17 protein-coding genes are annotated in these 18858 nt (G+C 73.4%); 10 read left to right on the forward strand and 7 right to left on the reverse strand.

Annotated features, from left to right (window positions below; genetic code table 11):
- Window positions 1-71: 71 nt before the first annotated feature.
- From aroA to serC, 4 genes are read right to left on the reverse strand one after another with little or no spacing between them, the layout of a single operon-like run.
- The gene (gene aroA, locus ML340_RS08150) at window positions 72-1379 is read right to left on the reverse strand and encodes a 3-phosphoshikimate 1-carboxyvinyltransferase (protein WP_240098561.1); all 1308 of its coding nucleotides are present in this window, start codon (window positions 1377-1379) and stop codon (window positions 72-74) included.
- Window positions 1376-2497 carry a histidinol-phosphate transaminase gene (hisC, locus tag ML340_RS08155; RefSeq protein WP_240098563.1) on the reverse strand — a complete coding sequence of 374 codons (1122 nt, stop codon included), beginning with the start codon at window positions 2495-2497 and terminating at the stop codon, window positions 1376-1378. Before hisC ends, aroA begins: the two co-directional genes overlap by 4 nt.
- Window positions 2494-3648: a prephenate dehydratase gene (gene pheA, locus ML340_RS08160; RefSeq protein WP_240098564.1), complete on the reverse strand. Its 1155-nt coding sequence runs from the start codon at window positions 3646-3648 to the stop codon at window positions 2494-2496. The genes hisC and pheA overlap by 4 nt, the downstream gene beginning before the upstream one ends.
- Window positions 3641-4726, reverse strand: coding sequence for a 3-phosphoserine/phosphohydroxythreonine transaminase (serC, locus tag ML340_RS08165; protein ID WP_240098566.1), 1086 nt, complete (start codon window positions 4724-4726; stop codon window positions 3641-3643). The genes pheA and serC overlap by 8 nt, the downstream gene beginning before the upstream one ends.
- A gap of 184 nt (window positions 4727-4910) precedes the next feature.
- On the opposite strand from serC, the gene msrP reads away from it, so the two are divergent.
- Together msrP and ML340_RS08175 are read left to right on the forward strand one after the other, a co-directional pair.
- Window positions 4911-5867: a protein-methionine-sulfoxide reductase catalytic subunit MsrP gene (gene msrP, locus ML340_RS08170; protein WP_240098568.1), complete on the forward strand. Its 957-nt coding sequence runs from the start codon at window positions 4911-4913 to the stop codon at window positions 5865-5867.
- 29 nt (window positions 5868-5896) lie between these two features.
- Complete coding sequence (locus tag ML340_RS08175; protein WP_240098670.1) at window positions 5897-6520, forward strand: protein-methionine-sulfoxide reductase heme-binding subunit MsrQ; 624 nt, start codon at window positions 5897-5899, stop codon at window positions 6518-6520.
- Here ML340_RS08175 and ML340_RS08180 read toward each other — a convergent pair.
- Window positions 6504-6776 carry a polyhydroxyalkanoic acid system family protein gene (locus tag ML340_RS08180; RefSeq protein WP_240098570.1) on the reverse strand — a complete coding sequence of 91 codons (273 nt, stop codon included), beginning with the start codon at window positions 6774-6776 and terminating at the stop codon, window positions 6504-6506. The genes ML340_RS08175 and ML340_RS08180 overlap by 17 nt on opposite strands.
- A gap of 87 nt (window positions 6777-6863) precedes the next feature.
- On the opposite strand from ML340_RS08180, the gene ML340_RS08185 reads away from it, so the two are divergent.
- The gene (locus ML340_RS08185) at window positions 6864-7655 is read left to right on the forward strand and encodes an FHA domain-containing protein (RefSeq protein ID WP_240098572.1); all 792 of its coding nucleotides are present in this window, start codon (window positions 6864-6866) and stop codon (window positions 7653-7655) included.
- A gap of 9 nt (window positions 7656-7664) precedes the next feature.
- Here the strand turns inward: ML340_RS08185 and ML340_RS08190 are convergent, their stop codons facing one another.
- Entirely contained in the window at window positions 7665-8402 is a 738-nt protein-coding gene (locus tag ML340_RS08190) for a DUF8198 family protein (RefSeq protein WP_240098574.1), read from the reverse strand.
- A gap of 86 nt (window positions 8403-8488) precedes the next feature.
- On the opposite strand from ML340_RS08190, the gene ML340_RS08195 reads away from it, so the two are divergent.
- The 3 genes from ML340_RS08195 to ML340_RS08205 all read left to right on the forward strand — a co-directional run bounded on the left by ML340_RS08195 (window position 8489) and on the right by ML340_RS08205 (window position 11553).
- Window positions 8489-9736 (forward strand): patatin-like phospholipase family protein, encoded by a 1248-nt coding sequence (locus tag ML340_RS08195; protein WP_240098576.1) that lies wholly within the window; start codon window positions 8489-8491, stop codon window positions 9734-9736.
- 58 nt (window positions 9737-9794) lie between these two features.
- A complete protein-coding gene (locus tag ML340_RS08200) occupies window positions 9795-10418 on the forward strand; it encodes a phasin family protein (RefSeq protein ID WP_240098578.1) in 624 nt (207 codons plus the stop codon).
- Window positions 10419-10599: 181 nt separating this feature from the next.
- Window positions 10600-11553 carry a restriction endonuclease gene (locus tag ML340_RS08205; protein ID WP_240098580.1) on the forward strand — a complete coding sequence of 318 codons (954 nt, stop codon included), beginning with the start codon at window positions 10600-10602 and terminating at the stop codon, window positions 11551-11553.
- Window positions 11554-11732: 179 nt separating this feature from the next.
- Here the strand turns inward: ML340_RS08205 and ML340_RS08210 are convergent, their stop codons facing one another.
- Window positions 11733-13730, reverse strand: a complete 1998-nt coding sequence (locus ML340_RS08210) for an SDR family oxidoreductase (RefSeq protein ID WP_240098582.1) — start codon at window positions 13728-13730, stop codon at window positions 11733-11735.
- A gap of 135 nt (window positions 13731-13865) precedes the next feature.
- Here ML340_RS08210 and ML340_RS08215 point away from each other — a divergent pair, with 135 nt between their 5' ends.
- The 4 genes from ML340_RS08215 (at window position 13866) to ML340_RS08230 (ending at window position 18833) form a co-directional block, all read left to right on the forward strand.
- Window positions 13866-14123, forward strand: a complete 258-nt coding sequence (locus ML340_RS08215) for an acyl-CoA-binding protein (RefSeq protein WP_240098584.1) — start codon at window positions 13866-13868, stop codon at window positions 14121-14123.
- 13 nt (window positions 14124-14136) lie between these two features.
- Window positions 14137-14763, forward strand: coding sequence for a TetR/AcrR family transcriptional regulator (locus ML340_RS08220; protein WP_240098586.1), 627 nt, complete (start codon window positions 14137-14139; stop codon window positions 14761-14763).
- 409 nt (window positions 14764-15172) lie between these two features.
- Window positions 15173-16042 carry a tetratricopeptide repeat protein gene (locus tag ML340_RS08225; RefSeq protein ID WP_240098588.1) on the forward strand — a complete coding sequence of 290 codons (870 nt, stop codon included), beginning with the start codon at window positions 15173-15175 and terminating at the stop codon, window positions 16040-16042.
- 604 nt (window positions 16043-16646) lie between these two features.
- On the forward strand, window positions 16647-18833 hold the full coding sequence (locus ML340_RS08230) for a hypothetical protein (protein WP_240098590.1): 2187 nt from the start codon (window positions 16647-16649) through the stop codon (window positions 18831-18833).
- Window positions 18834-18858: the final 25 nt, after the last annotated feature.

Consider the following 18858-nt stretch of genomic DNA (forward strand, 5'->3'; position numbering starts at 1 on the left):
CGACATCCCGCCCGCCGCGACCGCCCCCGGCACCCCCGCCCCCGCGCACTGACGCCCGCACGCGGGCGCGCTCACGCCGCGGCCAGGCCCATCCCGGCCGCGCGCGCGAGCGCCTCGAAGCCGGGGAAGGAGGTGGCGACGTTGGCCACGTCCGCGATCCGCACCGGTCCGCGCGCCAGCTGCGCCGCCACCGCGAAGGCCATCGCGATGCGGTGGTCGCCGTGGCTGTCGACCTCCCCGCCCTGCAGCGGCCCGCCGTGGATGTCGGCGCCGTCCGCGGTCTCCTCGACCCGGATCCCGAGCGCGCGCAGCCCCGCGGCCATGGCCGCGATGCGGTCGGACTCCTTGACCCGCAGCTCGGCCGCGCCGCGCACCCGGGTCACCCCCTCGGCGCAGGCGGCGGCGGCGAACAGCACCGGGAATTCGTCGATCATGTCCGGCACGCAGGCGACGGGCACCTCGATCCCGCGCAGCGGCGCATGCCGCACGTGCAGCTCGGCCACCGGCTCGCCGCCCTCGCTGCCGGCCGGATGCTCGGCGATGTCCGCGCCCATCAGGCGCAGCACCTGCAGCAGGCCGGTGCGGCGCGGATTCACCCCGACCCGGCGCAGCACGAGGTCGGATCCGGGCACCAGGCTCGCCGCGACCAGGAAGAACGCGGCCGAGGAGAAATCCGCCGGCACCGCGACCGCGCGCGCGCTGAGCGCATGCCCGCCCTGCACCGCGGCCTCGCCCGGCACGTAGGCGCAGGCGGCGCCGAACGCCGCGAGCATGCGCTCGGTGTAGTCGCGGGTCGGATGCGGCTCGCGCACGCGGGTCTGGCCGTCGGCGTAAAGCCCGGCCAGCAGCAGCGCCGACTTCACCTGCGCGCTGGCCACCGGCAGCCGGTAATCGATCCCGCGCAGGGCCTGGCTGCCGCGGATGCGCAGCGGGGCGTGGCCGTCCTCGGCGGCGATCCGCGCGCCCATTTGCTGCAACGGTTCGATCACCCTCCGCATCGGCCGCCGCGACAGCGAGGCATCGCCGACCAGCACGCTGTCGAAACGCTGCCCCGCCAGCAGCCCGGCCAGCAGGCGCATGGCGGTGCCGGCATTGCCGCAGTCGAGCGGCGCGTCGGCCGGCTGCAGGCCGTGCAGCCCGACCCCGTGCACGATCCGCACCCCCGCCTGCGGCGCCTCGATGCGCACGCCCAGGCGCGCGAACACCGCGGCGGTGGCGCGGGTGTCCTCGCCCTCGAGGAAGCCGTCGACCCGGGTGGTGCCTTCGGCGATCGCGCCGAGCATCACCGCGCGGTGGCTCACCGACTTGTCGCCGGGCACCGCCAACGCGCCATGCAGGGCACCGCCCGGGGCGGCGATCCAGTCGCGGCGCGCGCTCATGCCGCCACCTCGTCCAGCGCGGCCAGCAGGCGGGCGTTCTCCTGCGCGCTGCCGACCGTGATCCGCAGGCAGTCGCCGAGGCCGTAGCCGGCCATCGGGCGCAGCACGATGCCGCGCGCCAGCAGCGCCGCCTCCAGCGCGCCGGCGCGTTCGCCGAAGCGCACCAGCAGGAAGTTGGTCTGCGACGGGAACACCGTCCAGCCGCGCGCGCGCAGCCCCTCGGCCAGCGCCGCGCGCCCGGCGGCATTGGCGGCCACTGCCGCCGCCAGGTGCTGCGCATCGGCGAGCGCCGCCTCCGCCGCGGCCAGCCCGACCGCATTGACGTTGAAGCTTTCCCGCACGCGCTCCATCAGCGCGATCAGGCCCGGATGCGCGATGGCATAGCCCACGCGCAGGCCGGCCAGCGCATACGCCTTGCTGAAGGTGCGGGTGACGACCAGGTTCGGGTGCCGTTCCAGCCAGCCGAGCGCCGAGGCCCAGTCCGGCGCGTCCACATACTCGGCATAGGCCTCGTCCACCACCACCAGCACCCGCGCCGGCAGCGCCGCGAGGAAGCGCGCGAATGCCTCCGCGCCGAACCAGGTGCCGGTCGGGTTGTTGGGATTGGCCAGGTACACCAGCCGCGTGCGCGGGCCGACCGCGGCGTGCAGGGCCTGAAGGTCGTGCCCGAGCGGCATCGCCGCCGTGCGCGGCAACGCCTCGGCCAGCCGCAGCTCGGCGCCGACCGCCTGCGCCGCCAGCGCGTAGACCGCGAAGCCGTACTTGGATGCGACCACTTCGTCGCCCGGCCCGGCGAACACCTGCGCCAGCTGCATCAGCAGCTCGTGCGAGCCGTTGCCGAGCAGCAGCCGCGCCGGGTCGATCCGGTGGTGCGTGGCCAGCGCGCGCTTGAGGTCGCCGCCGAGCGGATCGGGGTAGAGGTGCATGCGCGGCAACGCGGCGGCGGCCGCCGCCAGCGCGCGCGGACTCGGCCCGGACGGGTTCTCGTTCGAGCCCAGTTCGACCAGCTGCGCCTCGGCGAAGCGCCGGCGCAGGGCGACCAGGTCGTGGCCGGGGTCGTAGGCGCGCAGGCGGCGGATGCCGGGCTGGGCCAGGGCCTCGAAGTCCGGCGCGCTCACAGGATCGCCACCGGGTAGGAGCCGAGCACGCGCACCTCGTCGCCGCGCGCGGCGATCTCGTCCAGCGCGTCCTTCAGCGGCGCCTCCTGGCAGTGGCCGGCCACGTCGATGAAGAACGCGTACTGCCACAGGTGGCCGTGCGCCGGCCGCGACTCGATCCGGTTCATGCTGATCCCGCGCCGCGCCAGCGGCTCCAGCACGCCGTACAGCGCGCCGGGGCGGTCGCGGATGAACACCAGCAGCGAGGTGCGGTCGTGCCCGGAGGGCGGGAACGATTCGCGCCCGATCACCAGGAAGCGAGTGGTGTTGTCGCTGCGGTCCTCGATCGGGCCGGCGACCCGCTTCAGCCCGTACATCAGCCCGGCCGACTCGCCGGCGATGGCAGCGGCGTCGTCGGCGTTGCGCGCGCGGCGCGCGCCCTCGGCATTGCTGGAGACCGGGATTTTCTCCGCATGTGGCAGATGCGTGCGCAGCCAGCCGGCGGTCTGCGCGAACGCCTGCGGGTGCGCGTAGATGCGCTCGATGTCCTCGATCCGGCCGCTGCGCGAGAGCAGGTGCTGGTGCACGCGCAGTTCGACCTCGCCGCAGATCCGCAGCGGCGAGGTCAGGAACAGGTCGAGCGTGACCTGGATGGTGCCCTGGCCGGAGTTTTCCACTGGCACCACCCCGAAGTCGGCATTGCCGGCCGCGACCTCCTGGAACACCTCCTCGATGCTGGCCATCGGCAGCCCGTGCGCGGAATGTCCGAAGTGCTTGCGCGCCGCCTGCTGGCTGAAAGTGCCCTCCGGCCCGAGGTAGCCGATCTTGAGCGGCTCCTGCTGCGCCAGGCAGGCCGACATGATCTCGCGGAACAGGCGCACCAGGACCTCGTCCGAGAGTGGCCCCTGGTTGCGGTCCACCACCTTGCGCAGCACCTGCGCCTCGCGCTCCGGGCGGTAGTAGTCGACCGCCGCCGCCAGCTTGCCCTTGGCCTTGCCGACCTGGCGCGCCCACTGCGCGCGCTCGGCGATCAGGGCCTGGATCTGCTGGTCGATGCCGTCGATGCGCGCGCGCACCTGGGCCAGGTCGGGCGCGGCGGCGGTCTCCGCCTCGGCCTGCGTGCGCGCGGCGCGCGGGCGCGCGGGCTTGCGGGGGGGGCGGCGCTCAGCCATGGCGGCGCTGGAACTCCTGCAGGTAGTCGACCAGGGCCTCCACCCCGGCCTCGGGCATCGCGTTGTAGATGGAGGCGCGCATCCCGCCGAGCACGCGATGGCCCTTCAGCCCGATCAGGCCGGCCGCACGCGCGCCCTCCAGGAACGGGGCATCCAAGCGCGGATCGTGCAGGAAGAACGGCACGTTCATGCGCGATCGCGCCTCCGGCGCCACCGGGTTGCGGTAGAACCCGCCGGAGCCGTCGATCGCCGCATACAGGCGCGCCGCCTTGCGCGCGTTGCGCGCGGCGAACGCTTCGACGCCGCCCTCGTCGAGCATCCAGCGCACGGTCAGGCCGAGCATGTACCAGTTCCAGCTCGGCGGGGTGTTGAGCATGGACTCGGCGGCCAGCTGGACGCGGTAGTCGAGGATCGGCGCGCGCGGCTGGCCGGCGCGCTCGAGCAGGTCGCGGCGCACGATCACCACCGCGATCCCCACCGGCCCCAGGTTCTTCTGCGCCCCGGCGTAGATCAGCCCGAACCGGCGCACGTCCAGCGGCGCGGAGGCGATCGAGGAGCTGAAGTCGGCGACCAGCGGCACCGTGCCCACCTCCGGCACCTCCGGGAACTCGACGCCGTGGATGGTCTCGTTGGCGGTGATGTGCACGTAGGCCGCATCCGCCGCCAGCGCCCACTCGGCGCGCGGCGGTAGCCGGGTGAAGCCGTCCGCCTCGCTGCTGGCGGCGATGCGCGCGGCGCAGGCCGGCTGCGCCTGCAGGTAGGCGGTCTTGCCCCAATGCCCGGTGAGCACATAGTCGGCCGCCTGGCCGGGCGCGGCGAAGTTGAGCGGCAGCAGCGCCTGCACGGTGGTCGCGCCGCCGGCGGTGAACAGCACCGCGTAGTCGTCGGGGATGGCCAGCAGGCGGCGCAGGTCGGCCTCGGTGCGCTGCGCGACCTCGAGGAACTCCGGCCCGCGGTGGCTCAGCTCCACGATCGAGGCGCCGGCGTCGCGGTATTCCAGCAGTTCCGCCTGCGCCTGGCGCAGCACCGGCTCGGGCAGCATGGCCGGTCCCGGGCTGAAATTGTAGGCGCGCGCCATCACGGCTCCTCCGCTGAATGCGGCCTGCAGTATGCCGCAGCGCAGCAGGCTTGGGACGGCGGTTGCCCGCGCAACCGATGCCAAGCCCCGCCCCTGCAACCGCACAGCCCGCCGCGGCGTAGTCTTCCTGAGCGGTTCATGCCGCTGGCGTCACCCTGCGCCAGGCCGCCTTCGGAGCCTTGCCATGCGCCTGCCCCCCGAGCCCGTCGATGCGATCACCCCCGAGCCGGTGTACCGCGACCGGCGCCGCCTGCTGGCGGGCCTCGCCAGCCTGCCGGCGCTGGCCCTGTCCGCGTGCGGGCGCGCCGAACCGGCGATGCCGCAGGCGCGGATCGACCCGGCGCGGGTGCGCGCCGGCTTCGCCACCGACGAGCCGCCCACCCGCGAGGCGGACGCCACGTCCTACAACAATTTCTACGAATTCGGCACCGGCAAGGCGGACCCTGCGCGCGCGCCGCGCACCCTGCGCACTGCGCCGTGGTCGGTCGCGGTCGGCGGCCACTGCGCGCGGCCGGGGCTGGTGCCGCTGGAAACCCTGCTGCAGGGACTGGCGGTGCAGGAGCGCATCTACCGCATGCGCTGCGTCGAGGGTTGGTCGATGGTGATCCCCTGGCGCGGGGTGCCGCTGGGCGAGGTGCTGCGCCGGTTCGAGCCGACCGCCCAGGCCAAGTACGTGGCCTTCACCAGCCTCGCCGATCCGGTGCAGATGCCGGGCGTGCGGGTGCCGGTGCTGGACTGGCCGTACCGCGAGGGCCTGCGCATCGACGAGGCGATGCATCCGCTGACCCTGCTCGCCACCGGCATGTACGGCAAGCCGCTGCCGCAGCAGAACGGCGCGCCGCTGCGGCTGGTGGTGCCGTGGAAGTACGGCTTCAAGGGCATCAAGTCGATCGTGGCGATCGACTTCGTCGAGCGCATGCCGCGCACCAGCTGGAACCGCGCGCAGCCGTCCGAGTACGGCTTCTTCGCCAACGTCAACCCGGCGGTGGACCACCCGCGCTGGAGCCAGAAGACCGAGCGCCGGATCGCCGGCAACGGCGGCAACCTGTTCGCCGAGCGCATCCCGACCCGGCCGTTCAACGGCTATGCCGACCAGGTCGCGGCGCTGTACGCCGGGATGGACCTGCGCCGGTGGTACTGACCCGCCCGCCGCCTGCGGCCGGGCGCGGCCTGGTCGCGGCCAAGGCCGGGCTGCACCTGGCCCTGCTCGCGCCGCTGGGGTGGCTGGGCTGGCAGATGTGGCAGGTCGCTACCCAGGCGAGCGACGCCCTCGGCGCCGACCCGGTGGCCGAGATCGAGCACCGCCTCGGGCTGTGGGCGCTGCGCCTGCTGCTGCTGACCTTGGCGGTCACCCCGCTGCGCCAGCTGACCGGCTGGAGCGTGCTGCTGCGCTTCCGGCGCATGCTCGGCCTGTACGCCTTCGCCTATGCCAGCCTGCACTTCGCCGCCTACCTCGGGCTGGACCTGCGCCGCTACTGGACGCAGGTGTTCGAGGAGATCGCCAAGCGCCCCTACATCACGGTCGGCTTCCTGGCCTGGCTGCTGCTGGTGCCGCTGGCGGTGACCTCGACCCGCGGCTGGATGCGCCGGCTCGGGCGGCACTGGGGCCAGCTGCACCGGCTGGTGTACGCGGTCGCGGTGCTGGCGGTGCTGCACTTCTGGTGGCTGGTCAAGGCCGACGTGCGCGAGCCGCTGCTGTACGCCGCGCTGGTCGCGCTGCTGCTCGGCTGGCGCGCGGCGCGCGCGCTGTGGCAGCGGGCGCGGCAGGCGCGCGCGGTCAGAACTTCTCCCTGAGCACGCGCCGGATCTCCTGCTCGATCGGCTCCTTGAACATCGCGGTGAGGAACCCGAGCTTGGCCTGCACGTGCAGCGCCGCGTCCTCCAGCGCGATCCGGCCGTCGACCCCGGCACGCCGGAACTCGAGCACGTCGCCCTGCCAGTCGTACTGGATGTCGAAGCGCTCGGCCAGGGTGCGCGCGATCTGCTCGACCGCCTTGCGCGCCTGCGCGCGGCCGAGGGCATGCGGGTGGCGGATGTCGATCCTGGACATGGGAGGCTCCGTGGGCGGGGCGCCATTGTGCCGCGCGCCCGCGGTGCGGCCAATCGACCGGCACCGGCGCATGCTAGATTCGAGCGGATGGACGAACTGCGCCTGCGCTTCACGGACGGCGAACGCCCCGACCTGGCCCTGCCTGCCGGCGTGCACCGGCTCGGCGTGCGGCCGCACGGCCTCGACCGGGTCGATCCGGAGGACGCCTGGCGCCTGCAGCTGAGCGTCGATCGCCGCGGGATCTGGCTGGCCCTGCCCGACGCTGCGCCCGGCGTGCACGTCAACGGCCGCCCGGTGTGCCGGCTGGCGTTCCTGCGCGCGGGCGATCTGCTGCACGTGGACGGCAGCGCGCTGTTGCTGGTGCGCGCGGGGGAAGAGGACGCCCCGCTAGTCCCGCCGCCGGCCCCCGCCGCGCCGCCCGCAGATCCGGCCAGCGGACTGCGGCACGTGCTGCGCGGCATCGGCGGGCGCCACCACGGCCTGGCATTGTCGCTGGAGCGCCCGCGCCGGCTCGCGAGCGATCCGGACGCCGATGCGCCGCTGGCCAGGGACGCTGCGCCGGTGCGCGCGCGCCTCGCCCTGCACGGCGATCGGGTCTGGCTCCACGTCGAGACCGGCCGGGTCTGGCGCAACGGCCTGCCGGTGCAGAGTATGCCGCTGCAAGCCGGCGACCAGCTGGCGTTCGCCGATGGCCAGCGCTTCGTGCTGGAAGGTCCGCCACCGCACCATCCGCTGCCGGCGCGCCCTGCCGCCGCGCATGCCGATCTGGACGCTCCGCCGCCGGCGCCCGCCGGCTGGCGCCGGGTGCCATGGCTGCTGGTGAGCGCCGCGCTGCTGGCGGCGCTGCTCGCCGCCCTGCTGCTGTTCGGCAGCCGCTGACCGCGCGCCTCAATCCAGCGCGTGCCAGTCCGGCCCGAACGGCGCCGGGTCGCCGGCGAACAGCCGCTGCATCACCGCGGTCTCGTCACGGCGGATGCGGGCGAGGAACGGACGGGCGTCGCCGAGCGCGGCGAACGCCGCCTGCCCACGCTCCAGAAAGCCCTGCAGGGCCTCGACCCCGGCCGCGCGCGCCGGCCCGCGCGACAGCCGCAGCAGGGTCGCGACCCCGGGCAGGCGCAGGGCGGCGGCCAGGCCGTGGCCGACCGCATCGATCAACGCAATCTGGCGCGCGCGCAGGCGCGGCAATCCGACCCGGCGGTAGGCCTCGGCATACGCGGCGACGTCGATCGCCGCCAGCGGCGGACGCTGCGCGCCCAGGGCCTGCGCCATGCGCAGGTCGAAGGCATGGGTCAGCGCGCCGAGCGCGATCGCATCGGCCAGGGTCGCCAGCAGCGGGCGCGGCAGCAGCCGCTGCATCATCGGCGCGACCCGCGCCAGATCCGCATCACGCCGGCTGAAATCGTGCGGGCCGTAGAGGTCGCTGAGGAAGAACTCGGCCGCCGGGCGCTGGCGCGGATCGCGCAGGAACCCGGCGAAGCTGCGCTGCAGGCGCGCCGCCTGCCAGGCCTGCAGCGGCTTGAGCCAAGGCGCGCGGTTGCGCGGCTCGCGCACGGGGTCGTGCAGCGCGCGGTGCCAGGCCAGGCAGCGCGCGACCCGCGCGCCGGGATCGGAAGCGACGGTCGCCATCGCCGCCCAGATGGGGGCGGCCTGCGCCTCGACAAGCCCGCCGCGCGGCTCGGCTACACTGCGCCCGGTCCCGTCCCGGCTTCCGCATGCTCGCGCTCCACGCCAGCCCCCGTCCACCCACTGCTCCCACCCGCATCGGCCTGGCCATCGCCGGCGGCGGCCCGGTCGGGGCGATGTACGAACTGGGCGCGCTGCGCGCGCTGGACGAGGCCTGCGACGGCCTCGACCTGACCCGCCTGGACGGCTACGTCGGGGTCAGCTCCGGCGCGTTCTTCGCCGCCGGCCTGGCCAACCGGATCGGCACCGCCGAACTGTGCCGGATGCTGCTCGACGACCCCGGCGCCGAGCTGCGGCTGCGCCCGGACACCTTCCTGCGCCCGGCCCTCGGCGAATACGCGCGCCGCCTGCGGCGGCTGCCGGACACCGGGGCGCGCCTGCTCGCCGACCTCTGGCAGGGCCGCGGCGACTCGCGCTGGTCGGACCTGGTGACCCGCCTCGGCGCGCTCGTGCCGACCGGCCTGTTCGACAACCGCCCGATCGAGGCCTACCTGCGCCGGGTGTTCACCCGCCACGGCCGCAGCAACGATTTCCGCACCCTCGACCGCCCGCTGTACGTGGTCGGGGTCGACCTCGACAGCGGCCAGACCGTGCAGTTCGGCGGGCCGGGCTGGGACGACATACCGATCTCGCAGGCGGTGCAGGCCAGCGCCGCCCTGCCCGGGCTGTACCCGCCGGTGGAACTGCGCGGCCGCCACATCGTGGACGGCGCCCTGCGCCGCACCATGCACGCCTCGCTGCTGCTCGAGCGTGGGGTCGACCTGCTGATCGGGATCAACCCGCTGGTGCCGTTCAACCCCGGCGACGATGCCGAGGCCAGCGCGCGCGGGCACCGCTTCAGCGACCGCCGGATCGCCGACGGCGGGCTGCCCGGCGTGCTGTCGCAGACCATGCGCACCATGCTGCAGTCGCGCATGCAGGTCGGGCTGGCGCGCTACGCCCAGCAGTACCCCGGGATCGACCAGCTGGTGCTGGAACCCAATCCCGACGACCGCGAGCTGTTCTACACCAACTTCTTCAGCTTCTCCGCGCGCCGGCGCATCCTCCAGCTCGGCTACCGCAACACCCTGGCCGATCTGCGCCGGCGCCGCGATGCGCTGGCCCCGGTGCTGGCCCGGCATGGCATCCGCCTGCGCGCGGACGTGATCGCCGACCGTCCGCGCTCGATCGTGGCCCACCTGCCGGCCGCGCCACGCCGCACCGAGACCACCGCGCGCCTGGCGCGGGCGCTGGACGACCTCGAGCACCGCCTGGCCCGGCCCGCGCGCATGGTGTGAATGCTCTAGCCCACGCGCCCATCCTGCGAGGCACGCTCCCATCGCCCCCGGAGGGCCCATGGCCACGCTGAAGAAGTCCGCCCGCAAGTCCGCCGCCGGCAAGGCGTCCAAGCCCACCGGCAAGACCCGCAAGGCCAGCGGCGCGTCCGCCGATCGCCTGCTCGGGCGCTCGATCACCGAATCCGCGCAGCAGATCTGGCTGGCCGGCATGGGTGCCTTCACCCGCGCCCAGGCCGAGGGCAGCCGCCTGTTCGAGAGCCTGGTGCGCGACGGCCTGTCGCTGGAGCAGAGCGCCCGCCGCTTCGCCAGCACGCGCGCCGATGTCGTGCGCGACGCGGTCGAGGGCACCGTCGGCCAGGCCCGCGAGCGCGCCGCCGACACCTGGGACAAGCTCGAGAAGGTGTTCGAGGAGCGCGTGCAGCGCGCGCTGGTGCGCCTGGGCGTGCCCAGCCGCGAGGACCTGGCGGCGCTCAGCGAGCGGGTCGAACGCCTGACCGCCCAGCTGCGCCAAGGCGGCAGCGCGGCCAAGCCGGCCAATTCGGCCAAGTCGGCGGCAGCCCCGCGCAAGCGCGCCAGCGCGAAGACGCCGGCGGCCAAGGCCGCGGCCGCGAAGCCCGCCGCCCCGCGCAAGCGTGCCGCTGGCACCAGCACCGAGACCGGCAGCAGCACCGCGCAGGCCTGATCCCTGTATCCGGTCCAAGTCCCGCCAGTCCGTCGCGTCGCACGCCCCCTCCCCCTGCGATTCCCGGACTGGCGGGCATTGCTTGCCGGCGATCACGCCGCGGATGACCGACCCTGCCCGCGGGCCGCGTGAACGGCTATAGTCGCCGCCCTCGCATTCCCGTGCCGGTCCGTTCCCGTCCATGCCCGCGCTGTTGATCGCTCTCGCCGTGTTCCTGCTGGTCGGCTTCGGCGGCCACGTCTGGTTGCGCCGGCGCACGCCCGCGGCCACGCCGGACGACGACCGCCAAGCCGGGCTGGCGTACCTGGCCTCGCTGCGCTGGCGCGAATTCACCCGCCTGGTGCTGGCGCTGATGCGCACCCGCCACTACCGGGTGCTGCGCAGCGACGGCCAGGCCGACGACGTACCCGCCGACGGCGGCGACATCCTGCTCGAGCGCGAGGGCCAGCGCACTCTGCTGGCCTGCAAATACGGCACCGGCGCGGTGGTCGGCAGCCAGCCGCTGATGGGCCTGGCCAAGGCCGCCGAGCTGCGCGGCGCCACCCACGTCATCGTGGTCAGCCCCGGCCGCTTCGACGACGAGGCGCGCCGCCTGGGCGAGCGGCAGGGGATCGAACTGATCGACGGCGAGGCCCTGTGGCCGCAGCTGCGCCCGCTGGTGGATGCCTCCGCACTGCCGCTGCCGAAGCGGGCGACACCGCCGCTCCACCAGGCCGCGCCGTGGCTGGTCGCACTCGCGCTGGCCGCGGTCGCCGGCTGGCTGGCCGCGCCCGGCGAACCGGCGGCGGACACGGTGCCGACCGGCGCGCCTGCCAGCATCGCCTCCGCGCCGCGCCCCGCGGCGCCCGCGGCCACCGGGCCGGCCAGTTCCCCCGCGCCGTCGGATCCGGTGGAGCTCGAACGCCGGCGCAAGGAAGCCGCGGACGCCATCTCGACTTTGCCGGGCGTCGCGCGCGCGCTGTGGTCGACCCAATCCACCCTGCTGGTCTACCTCGCCAGCGAGGACGCCGACCCGCTGCCGCAGCTGTGCCCGCTGCTGGTGCGCTACGAGGAGCTGGCCCCCTCGCGCGTGCAGCTGCAGCCGCCGCCGGACAGCCACCGCCCGGTGCGCTTCCGGCAGTGCCGCACGTTCTGATGCCGCCCACTGCGCGGGCGGCACTTGCGCGCGCTGGCGCTCCTCCCGGTCTCCCTGGGTAGCACGCCCGCAGCCCTGCTGACGGCGCATCCGGGTTTCCGTTCGTTCCCGGCCCGCATCCCCGTTCGCGGCGGGCCTGTCGACCACGCGCGGGAACGCCCAGTGCACGCCCCCGCGCCCTACCAGTGCACCCCGCGCATCAGCGCCGCGAACGCGATCTGCTCGCTGCTCGGCGCCGCCTCGCCCTTCAGCGCCGCTTTGTCGCCGCGCGCCGCGGCCGAGTCCGGGAACAGCTCGAACGCGGTGTTCATCACCACCTCGTAGGCCTTCGGCGCCAGCGCGTTGACCAGCGCGGCGAAGATGCCCAGGCGCGTCGCGATCCGGCTCGGGCGCTCGATGATGCCCTTCACCACCAGGTCCGCCGCCTCGTCCGGGGTCAGGGTCGGCACGCTGTCGTACATCTTGGTGGGTGCGATCATCGGCGTCTTCACCAGCGGCATGTTGATGGTGGTGAAGCTGATGCCCTTGCCCGACAGCTCGCCCTGCGCGCAGCGGCTGAACGCATCCAGCGCGGCCTTGCTCGCGACGTAGGCGGAGAACCGCGGCGAATTGGCCAACACCCCGATCGAGCTGATGTTGATGATGTGGCCGCGGCGGCGCTGGATCATCCCGGGCAAAAAGCCCATGATCAGGCGCAGGCTGCCGAAGTAGTTCAGCTGCATGGTGCGCTCGAAGTCGTGGAAGCGGTCGAAGCTCAGCTCGATCGAGCGCCGGATCGAGCGGCCGGCGTTGTTGATCAGGATGTCCACGTGCCCGTGCTCCTTGAGCACGGTCTGCACCAGGCGGTCGCAGTCGGCCATGTCGCTGAGGTCGGCGGTGTAGGCGAACACCTTACTGCCGGCCGCGACCATCGCGTCGCGCGCCTTGAACAGCTCCTCCTCGCCGCGCGCCACGATCACCGTGGTGGCGCCGGCCGCCGCCACCTTCTGCGCGGTGGACAGGCCGATCCCGGACGAGCCGCCGGTCACCACCACCACCTTGCCGCGCACGCGCCCGCGCAGGCTGCGGTCCACGAACAGGTCCGGGTCGAGGTGGCGCTCCCAGTAGTCCCACAGCCGCCAGGCGTAGTCCTCCAGGCGCGGCACCGCGATCCCGCTGCCCTTCAGCGCGCGCTCGGTCTCGCGGTTGTCGAACCGGGTCGGATAGGTCAGGAACTTCAGGGTCTGGCGCGGGATGCGGAAGTCGCGCAGCAGCATGCCGACGAAGCGCCGCACCGGCGGCAGGTTGCCGATCGCCGTGCGCACGCTGCCGGGCACGAACGCGAACATGCGCGCGTCGATGCGCATGCTCATCTCCGGCGCGTGGCCGGCGCGCGCGAACACGTTGAGCACCTCGCCCACCCGCAGCGGCTCCGGGTCGACCAGGTGGAAGCAGTGGCCGTCCAGCCGCGGCTTGTGCGCGATGTGGTCCATCGCCGCCGCCACGTAGTCCACCGGCACCAGGTTGATGCGCCCGCCCTCGATCCCGAGCATCGGCATCCACGGCGGCAGCATCTGCCGCAGCTTCTTGATCAGGGTGAAGAAGTAGTAGGGCCCGTCGATCTTGTCGATCTCGCCGGTCTGCGAGTGCCCGACCACCATGCCCGGGCGGTAGATCCGCCACTTGATGCGCGTCTCCGCGCGCACCAGCCCCTCGGCCTCGTGCTTGGTGCGCAGGTAGGGATCGTCCAGCCCCTCGGCCTCCTCGAACATGTCCTCGCGGAACACGCCCGGATACAGCCCGGCCGCGGCGATCGAGCTGGTGTGGTGGAAGCAGCCGGCCTTGAGCGCGACCGCCAGGTCCAGCGCGTGCCGGGTGCCATCCACGTTCGCCGCGCGCTGCTCCTCGGCGCTGGCGGTGAGGTCGTACACCGCGGCGAGGTGGAACACATGGGCGATCTTCTTCGCCGCCAGCGCGCGCAGCGTCGCCGGCGCCAGCCCGCAGCCCGGCTGCGCGATGTCGCCCTCGACCGCCAGCACCCGGCGCGGGTCCCAGCCGCGCTTCTTCGCCAGCGCCGCGAACTTCTTCAGCGAGGCCTTGCGCACCAGCACGTGCACCGTGCTGCCCTTGCGCGCCAGCAGGCGCTCGATCAGGAACTGCCCCAGGAACCCGGTCCCGCCGGTCACCAGATAGTGCATCGCACCCTCCCGCGCGCATGCGCCGCCATCGTGGCCGCTACGTTGCCAGAGCCGCCGCGCCCGGACAATTCCCGCCGCCGGTTGATTCGGCGCCGGCGCGATGGTGTGATGCCGGCTCCCTCCGGAGATGCCGCCATGTCCGACCTCAAGGCCCAGTTCGAGCAAGCCGCCAAGGACGTCCACTCGCTGTCCGAGCGCCCCGACAACGACACCCTGCTGCGCCTGTACGCGCTCTACAAGCAGGGCTCGGAGGGCGACATCAGCGGCCCCAAGCCGGGCTTCTTCGACTTCGTCGGCACCGCCAAGTACGAGGCCTGGGCCAAGCTCAAGGGCACCGCGCAGGAGGACGCGATGCGGCAGTACGTGGCGCTGGTGAAGAAGCTCACCGCGTAAGCCCCCGCCGCCGATGGCCCGCCAGACCCGCCAGCGCATCCTGGATGCGTCGCTCGCGATGTTCAACGCGCAGGGCGAGCCGAACGTCACCACCAACCACATCGCCGACGAGCTGGAGATCAGCCCCGGCAACCTGTACTACCACTTCCGCAACAAGGACGACATCATCGAGCAGCTGTTCGCCGGCTACGAGACGCGCATGGACGCGGCGCTTTCGGCGCCGCAGGGCCGCCTGCCGGGGCTGGAGGACATCTGGCTGCAGCTGCACCTGGTGTTCGAGTGCATCTGGGACTACCGCTTCCTGTACCGCGACCTGGTCGACATCCTCAGCCGCAACCGGCGGTTGCGCCTGCGCTTCGCGCGCATCCTCAAGCGCGCCGACGAGCAGGCCCACGCGGTCATGCGCGGGCTGGTCAAGGCCGGGGTGATGCGCGCCTCCGCCGCCGAGCTGGACGCGGCGGCCACCAACGTGCTGGTGGTGGCCACGTTCTGGCTGAACTATGCCGCCGCGCGCGGCGACCGCGACGAGCAGGCCGCGATCCGCGACGGCATCGTGCAGGTGATGATGCTGATCGCGCCGTTCCTGCGCGATGCCGAGCGGGTGCATCTGAACACCCTCACCCGCGCCTACCTGGACTGACGGCCGGTGCGGGCGGACACCTTCAGCGGCGTGGCGTGCGCCGCTTCGCCGCCGCCCTTGTCCGGCGGCGCGCGGGCCGCACGCGCGGCCACAGCGCCTGCGCCAGCTCCGGGGCGGCGCGCAGCAGCCGGCGGGCCTGGCGCGGCCCGGCCACCAGCAGACCGAGTGCCGCCAGCCAGAGGTGACGGGCGGTCGGCGCCGGACGGGCGGCGCTGCGGGAAGGACGGACGGGGCGACGTGCACGCATGGCGATGGCTCCAGCAGGGTTGCCGCACCAGCCTCGACCAGCGGCATGGAGCATTCACACTAGCCGTGCCCGCGCCGCGGCCCGCCGCGCCGTGCGGCCGCCCCCTTGCCAGCGCCCGCGCCGCGCCGGATGCTGCCGGCTCCGCCACCGCCGGAGCCGCACATGGCCGCCAAGTCCAAGCCCGCATCCAAGTCCGCCTGGGCCGCCTTCCCGCTGGATGCCGCGGCCTTCGCCTATCCCGGCGATGCGCTCAAGCAGGCCTGGCCCGGGCTGCACGCCGGCGACGGCGAGCCGTGGCCGGATCGCAAGCGCGCCGCCGCGCTGCTGAAGGCCGCCGGCCGGGCCGCCCCGGATCTCACCGCGGATGCCCTCGCCGAGGCCCTGCAGGCGGCCTGGCGCACCTTCCACCGCGGCGACTTCAAGGCCGCGTTCGACGCCGGAAGCGCGCTCGGGCCGGTCGGCGCCTCGGTGGCGGTCAAGGCCCTCGGCATCCATGCCACCCATCTGGTGGAGGATGCGGACGAGAAGCTCAAGCGCTTCGAGCGCGCCGCCGCGCTGGCCGAGGCCGCGGTGCAGGCGCTGCCGGACGAGGCCAACAGCCACTACCGGCTGGCGTTCGCGCTGGGCCGCTACAGCCAGGGGCTGTCGATCGCCAAGGCGCTGAAGCTGGGGATCGCCGGCAAAGTCCGCAGCGCGCTGGACCGGACGCTGGCGCTGGCGCCCAAGCATGCCGAGGCGCACACGGCGCTGGCGCTGTACCACGCCGAGATCGTGGCCAAGGTCGGCAGCCTGCTGGCCGGTCTGACCTACGGGGCCAAGGCCAGCGAGGCCGAGCGCCACATCCAGACCGCGCTCAAGCTCACCCCGAAGGCCCCGATCGTGCACGTCGAGCACGGCAACCTGCTCCTGCTATTGGACTCCGACCACAACGAGGACGCCGCCGCCGCGGCCTACGAGCGGGCCGCCCAGTGCACGCCGCGCGATGCCATGGAGGCGCTGGACGCGGCCTGGGCGCGCGACCAGATCGAATGAGGCCGGGCGCCGCCGGCCGCTGAGCCGGCGCCGGGCGTACGCCCGGCCGCGCCCGCGGACCCGCGCCAGCAAGGCAATGCCCGGCGCGGGAGCACGCCCCGGTCGTAACCCGCATGGGAGCAGCGTTCTGGGCACCGGCGCGCGGGGCATGCGCGTGCGCACGGCCGGGCCGGGCCGGCACACGCTAGCGCCGGCACCCCATGGGCACGGCAAGCATGCAGGGCAGGCATCCCGCTTGCCGGCCATGCCGAGCCCTGCATAGCCGGGGCCGCCAGCGGCCCGCCCGGCTCAGCCGCGCGATGCGCGCACGTCGCGTGCCGGATGCCACGCACCACGCGTGCGCGACCGCTCGTCGGAACCCCCAGCGGTATCACCATTAAAGCGTGATAGGCTTCGCGAAATGCCCTACAGGGGGGCATGGTTCCATCCCGCTTTCTTAGGAGATGCCATGACGGGTCATCGCAAGGGCGCCCTCGCGGGCGCCGCAGTTGGTTTGTTGTCCTTCACTCTGGCCGCGCTGGCGGCTTCCCCCGGCGGATCCGCTGTCCGGACCGCCCCTGCCCCGCTTCCCACCCGTGCCGCGCCGGTCGCCAGCCATGTCGGCGTGCCGCAGGACTGGAGCCAGCGCGCGGTGGTGTATGCCGACCCGCTGCTGCCCGGCGCCACTGCGGACGCCCGCCTCGGCGGGGCCGGCTGGGACGTGCGCTACCGCGACCCGCGCTATCTGCTGTCGATGGCCAAACGGCTGCAGGCCGAGGCCGGCGCGGTGCCCGCAGCCATGGCTTACGCCGCGCCCAGTGCGCTGCAGGCCAGTGCGACCCGTGACGTGCGCCATCGCCGCAGCCCCAACACGCCGCCTCCCGCCACCAGTTCCCTGCAGCGCGACTGGAGCAACGTGCTCGGCGGCGGCCCCAACGGCCAGGGCGGGCGCGGCTCGCTCAACCTGTTCCCGGCCAAGTACAGCTACGACATCTTCGCCGCGCCGAACTGCACCAACGATTTCGTGGTCTATCCGACCGTCGCGCCGGGTGCCAATTCCAGCGGCAGCCGCGAGCAGTGGGTCGGCACCTTCACCGGCAATCCGGGCAACGGCAACACTGTCACCATCGGCAGTGCCATGCCGCGCCAGGTGGTGCTGACCGCCAGCGCCAGCGACAACACCGGCACCAATTTCCAGAACCCCAACAACAACAACACCCGGGCCGCCAACCTGGCGGCGGCGATCAACCGCTACAGCAGCCAGACCGGTTTCACTGCGGTCGCCAGCGGCGCCCAGGTCACCATATATTCGGAAACCACGGGGAACGTGACCAACAGCCTGGTCAGCGAGACCCTCAACAACTTCAGCCTCACCCGCACAAACGGCACCGGCACGGCCGGCCAACCCACCATCGTCGCCTTCAACCAGCTCTACCAGGGCCAGTGCAACGGCCCATGGAACCAGAACGGTGCGATCAAGGCGCCGAACGTCCTGTGGGCCTACAACACCGGCAACGGCTACACGGTCGAGACCTCGCCGGTGCTGTCCTACCACGACGATGCGCGCCAGGTCGCATTCGTGCAGCGCAACGGCAACACCCTGCAACTGGTGCTGCTGAAGTGGGCCGCCGGCCAGGGCACCGCCGCCAGCCCGGCCACCCCGGCCACCGTGGCCACCAGCGGCGCCGCCTACGCCGCCGCGCGCGCCGGCAGCGGCAGCGCGATGCTGGCGCTGACCTTCAGCGGCACCAGCAATACCGACGGCCAGGCGACCTTCTCCTCGCCCTACGTGGACTACGCCGCCGACGTGCTGTGGGTCGGCGACGGCAACGGCCGCCTGCACAAGTTCACCGGGGTGTTCCAAGGCGTGCCGACCGAAGTCACCACCGGCGGGTTCCCGGCCACGGTCGAGGCCGGCATGAAGCTGTCCTCGCCGGTGGCCTTCGCCGGCCAGGTGTACGTCGGCAGCCAGAGCGGCGGTGCCGGTATCGGCGGCAAGCTGCACCGGGTGGATGCCAGCACCGGCAGCGTGGTCAGCGGTGCCAAGCTCGCGTTCGACAACACCACCGGCCTGCGCGACAGCGTGTTGGTGGACGCCAATACCGGCAGCGTGTTCGGCTTCCTGTTCAGCACGCCCATCGCCAGTGACCAGCCCACCTGCACGATCAGCCCGAGCACTAATGGCCTGACCAATGCGTGCCGTGCGGTAGTGCGTTATCCGCTCACCTTCGCCGCCGGCGCGCCGCCGGCCGAGATCGCCTATGTCGGCCGCGGCAACAGCACGGTCAGCACGCTGTACGCCGGGATGTTCGACGAGGCCTACTACAGCAGCCCGACCGGCACCGGGGCGCTCTACATCGTCGGTGGTGCCAGCAACGACACATTCGTTCCGACCCTGTGGAAGATCCCGCTGGTCAACGGCGCGATGGGCACTCCGGTCATCGGGCCGGTGGTCGGCCTCAACGACTGCAACACGGTCGGCGACTGCCTGACCAACAACTGGGATTGGTCGCCGGTGACCGTGATCAAGAACGGCAGCCGCGAGTTCCTCTACTTCAGCATGGCCAAGAAGGCCAACCTGCCGGCCACCGGCTGCACCGGCGACTGCCTGTACATGTTCGACGTCGCCAGCGGCCCGTGGTCGCCCAGCCTGGCCCCCGGCGCCGGCCTGCCGACCTTCGGCGGCACCAGCGGGATCGTGGTGGACAACATCAGCAGTTCCCCCGGCGCCTCGCAGGTGTATTTCAGCCATGGCGGCAACGTCAACGGCACCGGCAACGCGGTGCAAGCCAGCCAGGCCGGGCTGCTCTGATGGCCCGTATGCGCTCTGCAGCCCT

This window comes from Thermomonas flagellata (genome assembly GCF_022419185.1).
GTDB classification, from domain to species: Bacteria; Pseudomonadota; Gammaproteobacteria; order Xanthomonadales; family Xanthomonadaceae; genus Thermomonas; species Thermomonas flagellata.

What these genes read in the sequence shown, in the direction of transcription:
- aroA (WP_240098561.1), bottom strand. Translation starts at nt 1,379, where the DNA reads ATGAGCGCGCGCCGCGACTGGATCGCCGCCCCGGGCGGTGCCCTGCAT.
- pheA (WP_240098564.1), bottom strand. Translation starts at nt 3,648, where the DNA reads ATGGCTGAGCGCCGCCCCCCCCGCAAGCCCGCGCGCCCGCGCGCCGCG.
- serC (WP_240098566.1), bottom strand. Translation starts at nt 4,726, where the DNA reads ATGGCGCGCGCCTACAATTTCAGCCCGGGACCGGCCATGCTGCCCGAG.
- msrP (WP_240098568.1), top strand. Translation starts at nt 4,911, where the DNA reads ATGCGCCTGCCCCCCGAGCCCGTCGATGCGATCACCCCCGAGCCGGTG.
- ML340_RS08180 (WP_240098570.1), bottom strand. Translation starts at nt 6,776, where the DNA reads ATGTCCAGGATCGACATCCGCCACCCGCATGCCCTCGGCCGCGCGCAG.
- ML340_RS08185 (WP_240098572.1), top strand. Translation starts at nt 6,864, where the DNA reads ATGGACGAACTGCGCCTGCGCTTCACGGACGGCGAACGCCCCGACCTG.
- ML340_RS08190 (WP_240098574.1), bottom strand. Translation starts at nt 8,402, where the DNA reads ATGGCGACCGTCGCTTCCGATCCCGGCGCGCGGGTCGCGCGCTGCCTG.
- ML340_RS08195 (WP_240098576.1), top strand. Translation starts at nt 8,489, where the DNA reads ATGCTCGCGCTCCACGCCAGCCCCCGTCCACCCACTGCTCCCACCCGC.
- ML340_RS08200 (WP_240098578.1), top strand. Translation starts at nt 9,795, where the DNA reads ATGGCCACGCTGAAGAAGTCCGCCCGCAAGTCCGCCGCCGGCAAGGCG.
- ML340_RS08205 (WP_240098580.1), top strand. Translation starts at nt 10,600, where the DNA reads ATGCCCGCGCTGTTGATCGCTCTCGCCGTGTTCCTGCTGGTCGGCTTC.
- ML340_RS08210 (WP_240098582.1), bottom strand. Translation starts at nt 13,730, where the DNA reads ATGCACTATCTGGTGACCGGCGGGACCGGGTTCCTGGGGCAGTTCCTG.
- ML340_RS08215 (WP_240098584.1), top strand. Translation starts at nt 13,866, where the DNA reads ATGTCCGACCTCAAGGCCCAGTTCGAGCAAGCCGCCAAGGACGTCCAC.
- ML340_RS08220 (WP_240098586.1), top strand. Translation starts at nt 14,137, where the DNA reads ATGGCCCGCCAGACCCGCCAGCGCATCCTGGATGCGTCGCTCGCGATG.
- ML340_RS08225 (WP_240098588.1), top strand. Translation starts at nt 15,173, where the DNA reads ATGGCCGCCAAGTCCAAGCCCGCATCCAAGTCCGCCTGGGCCGCCTTC.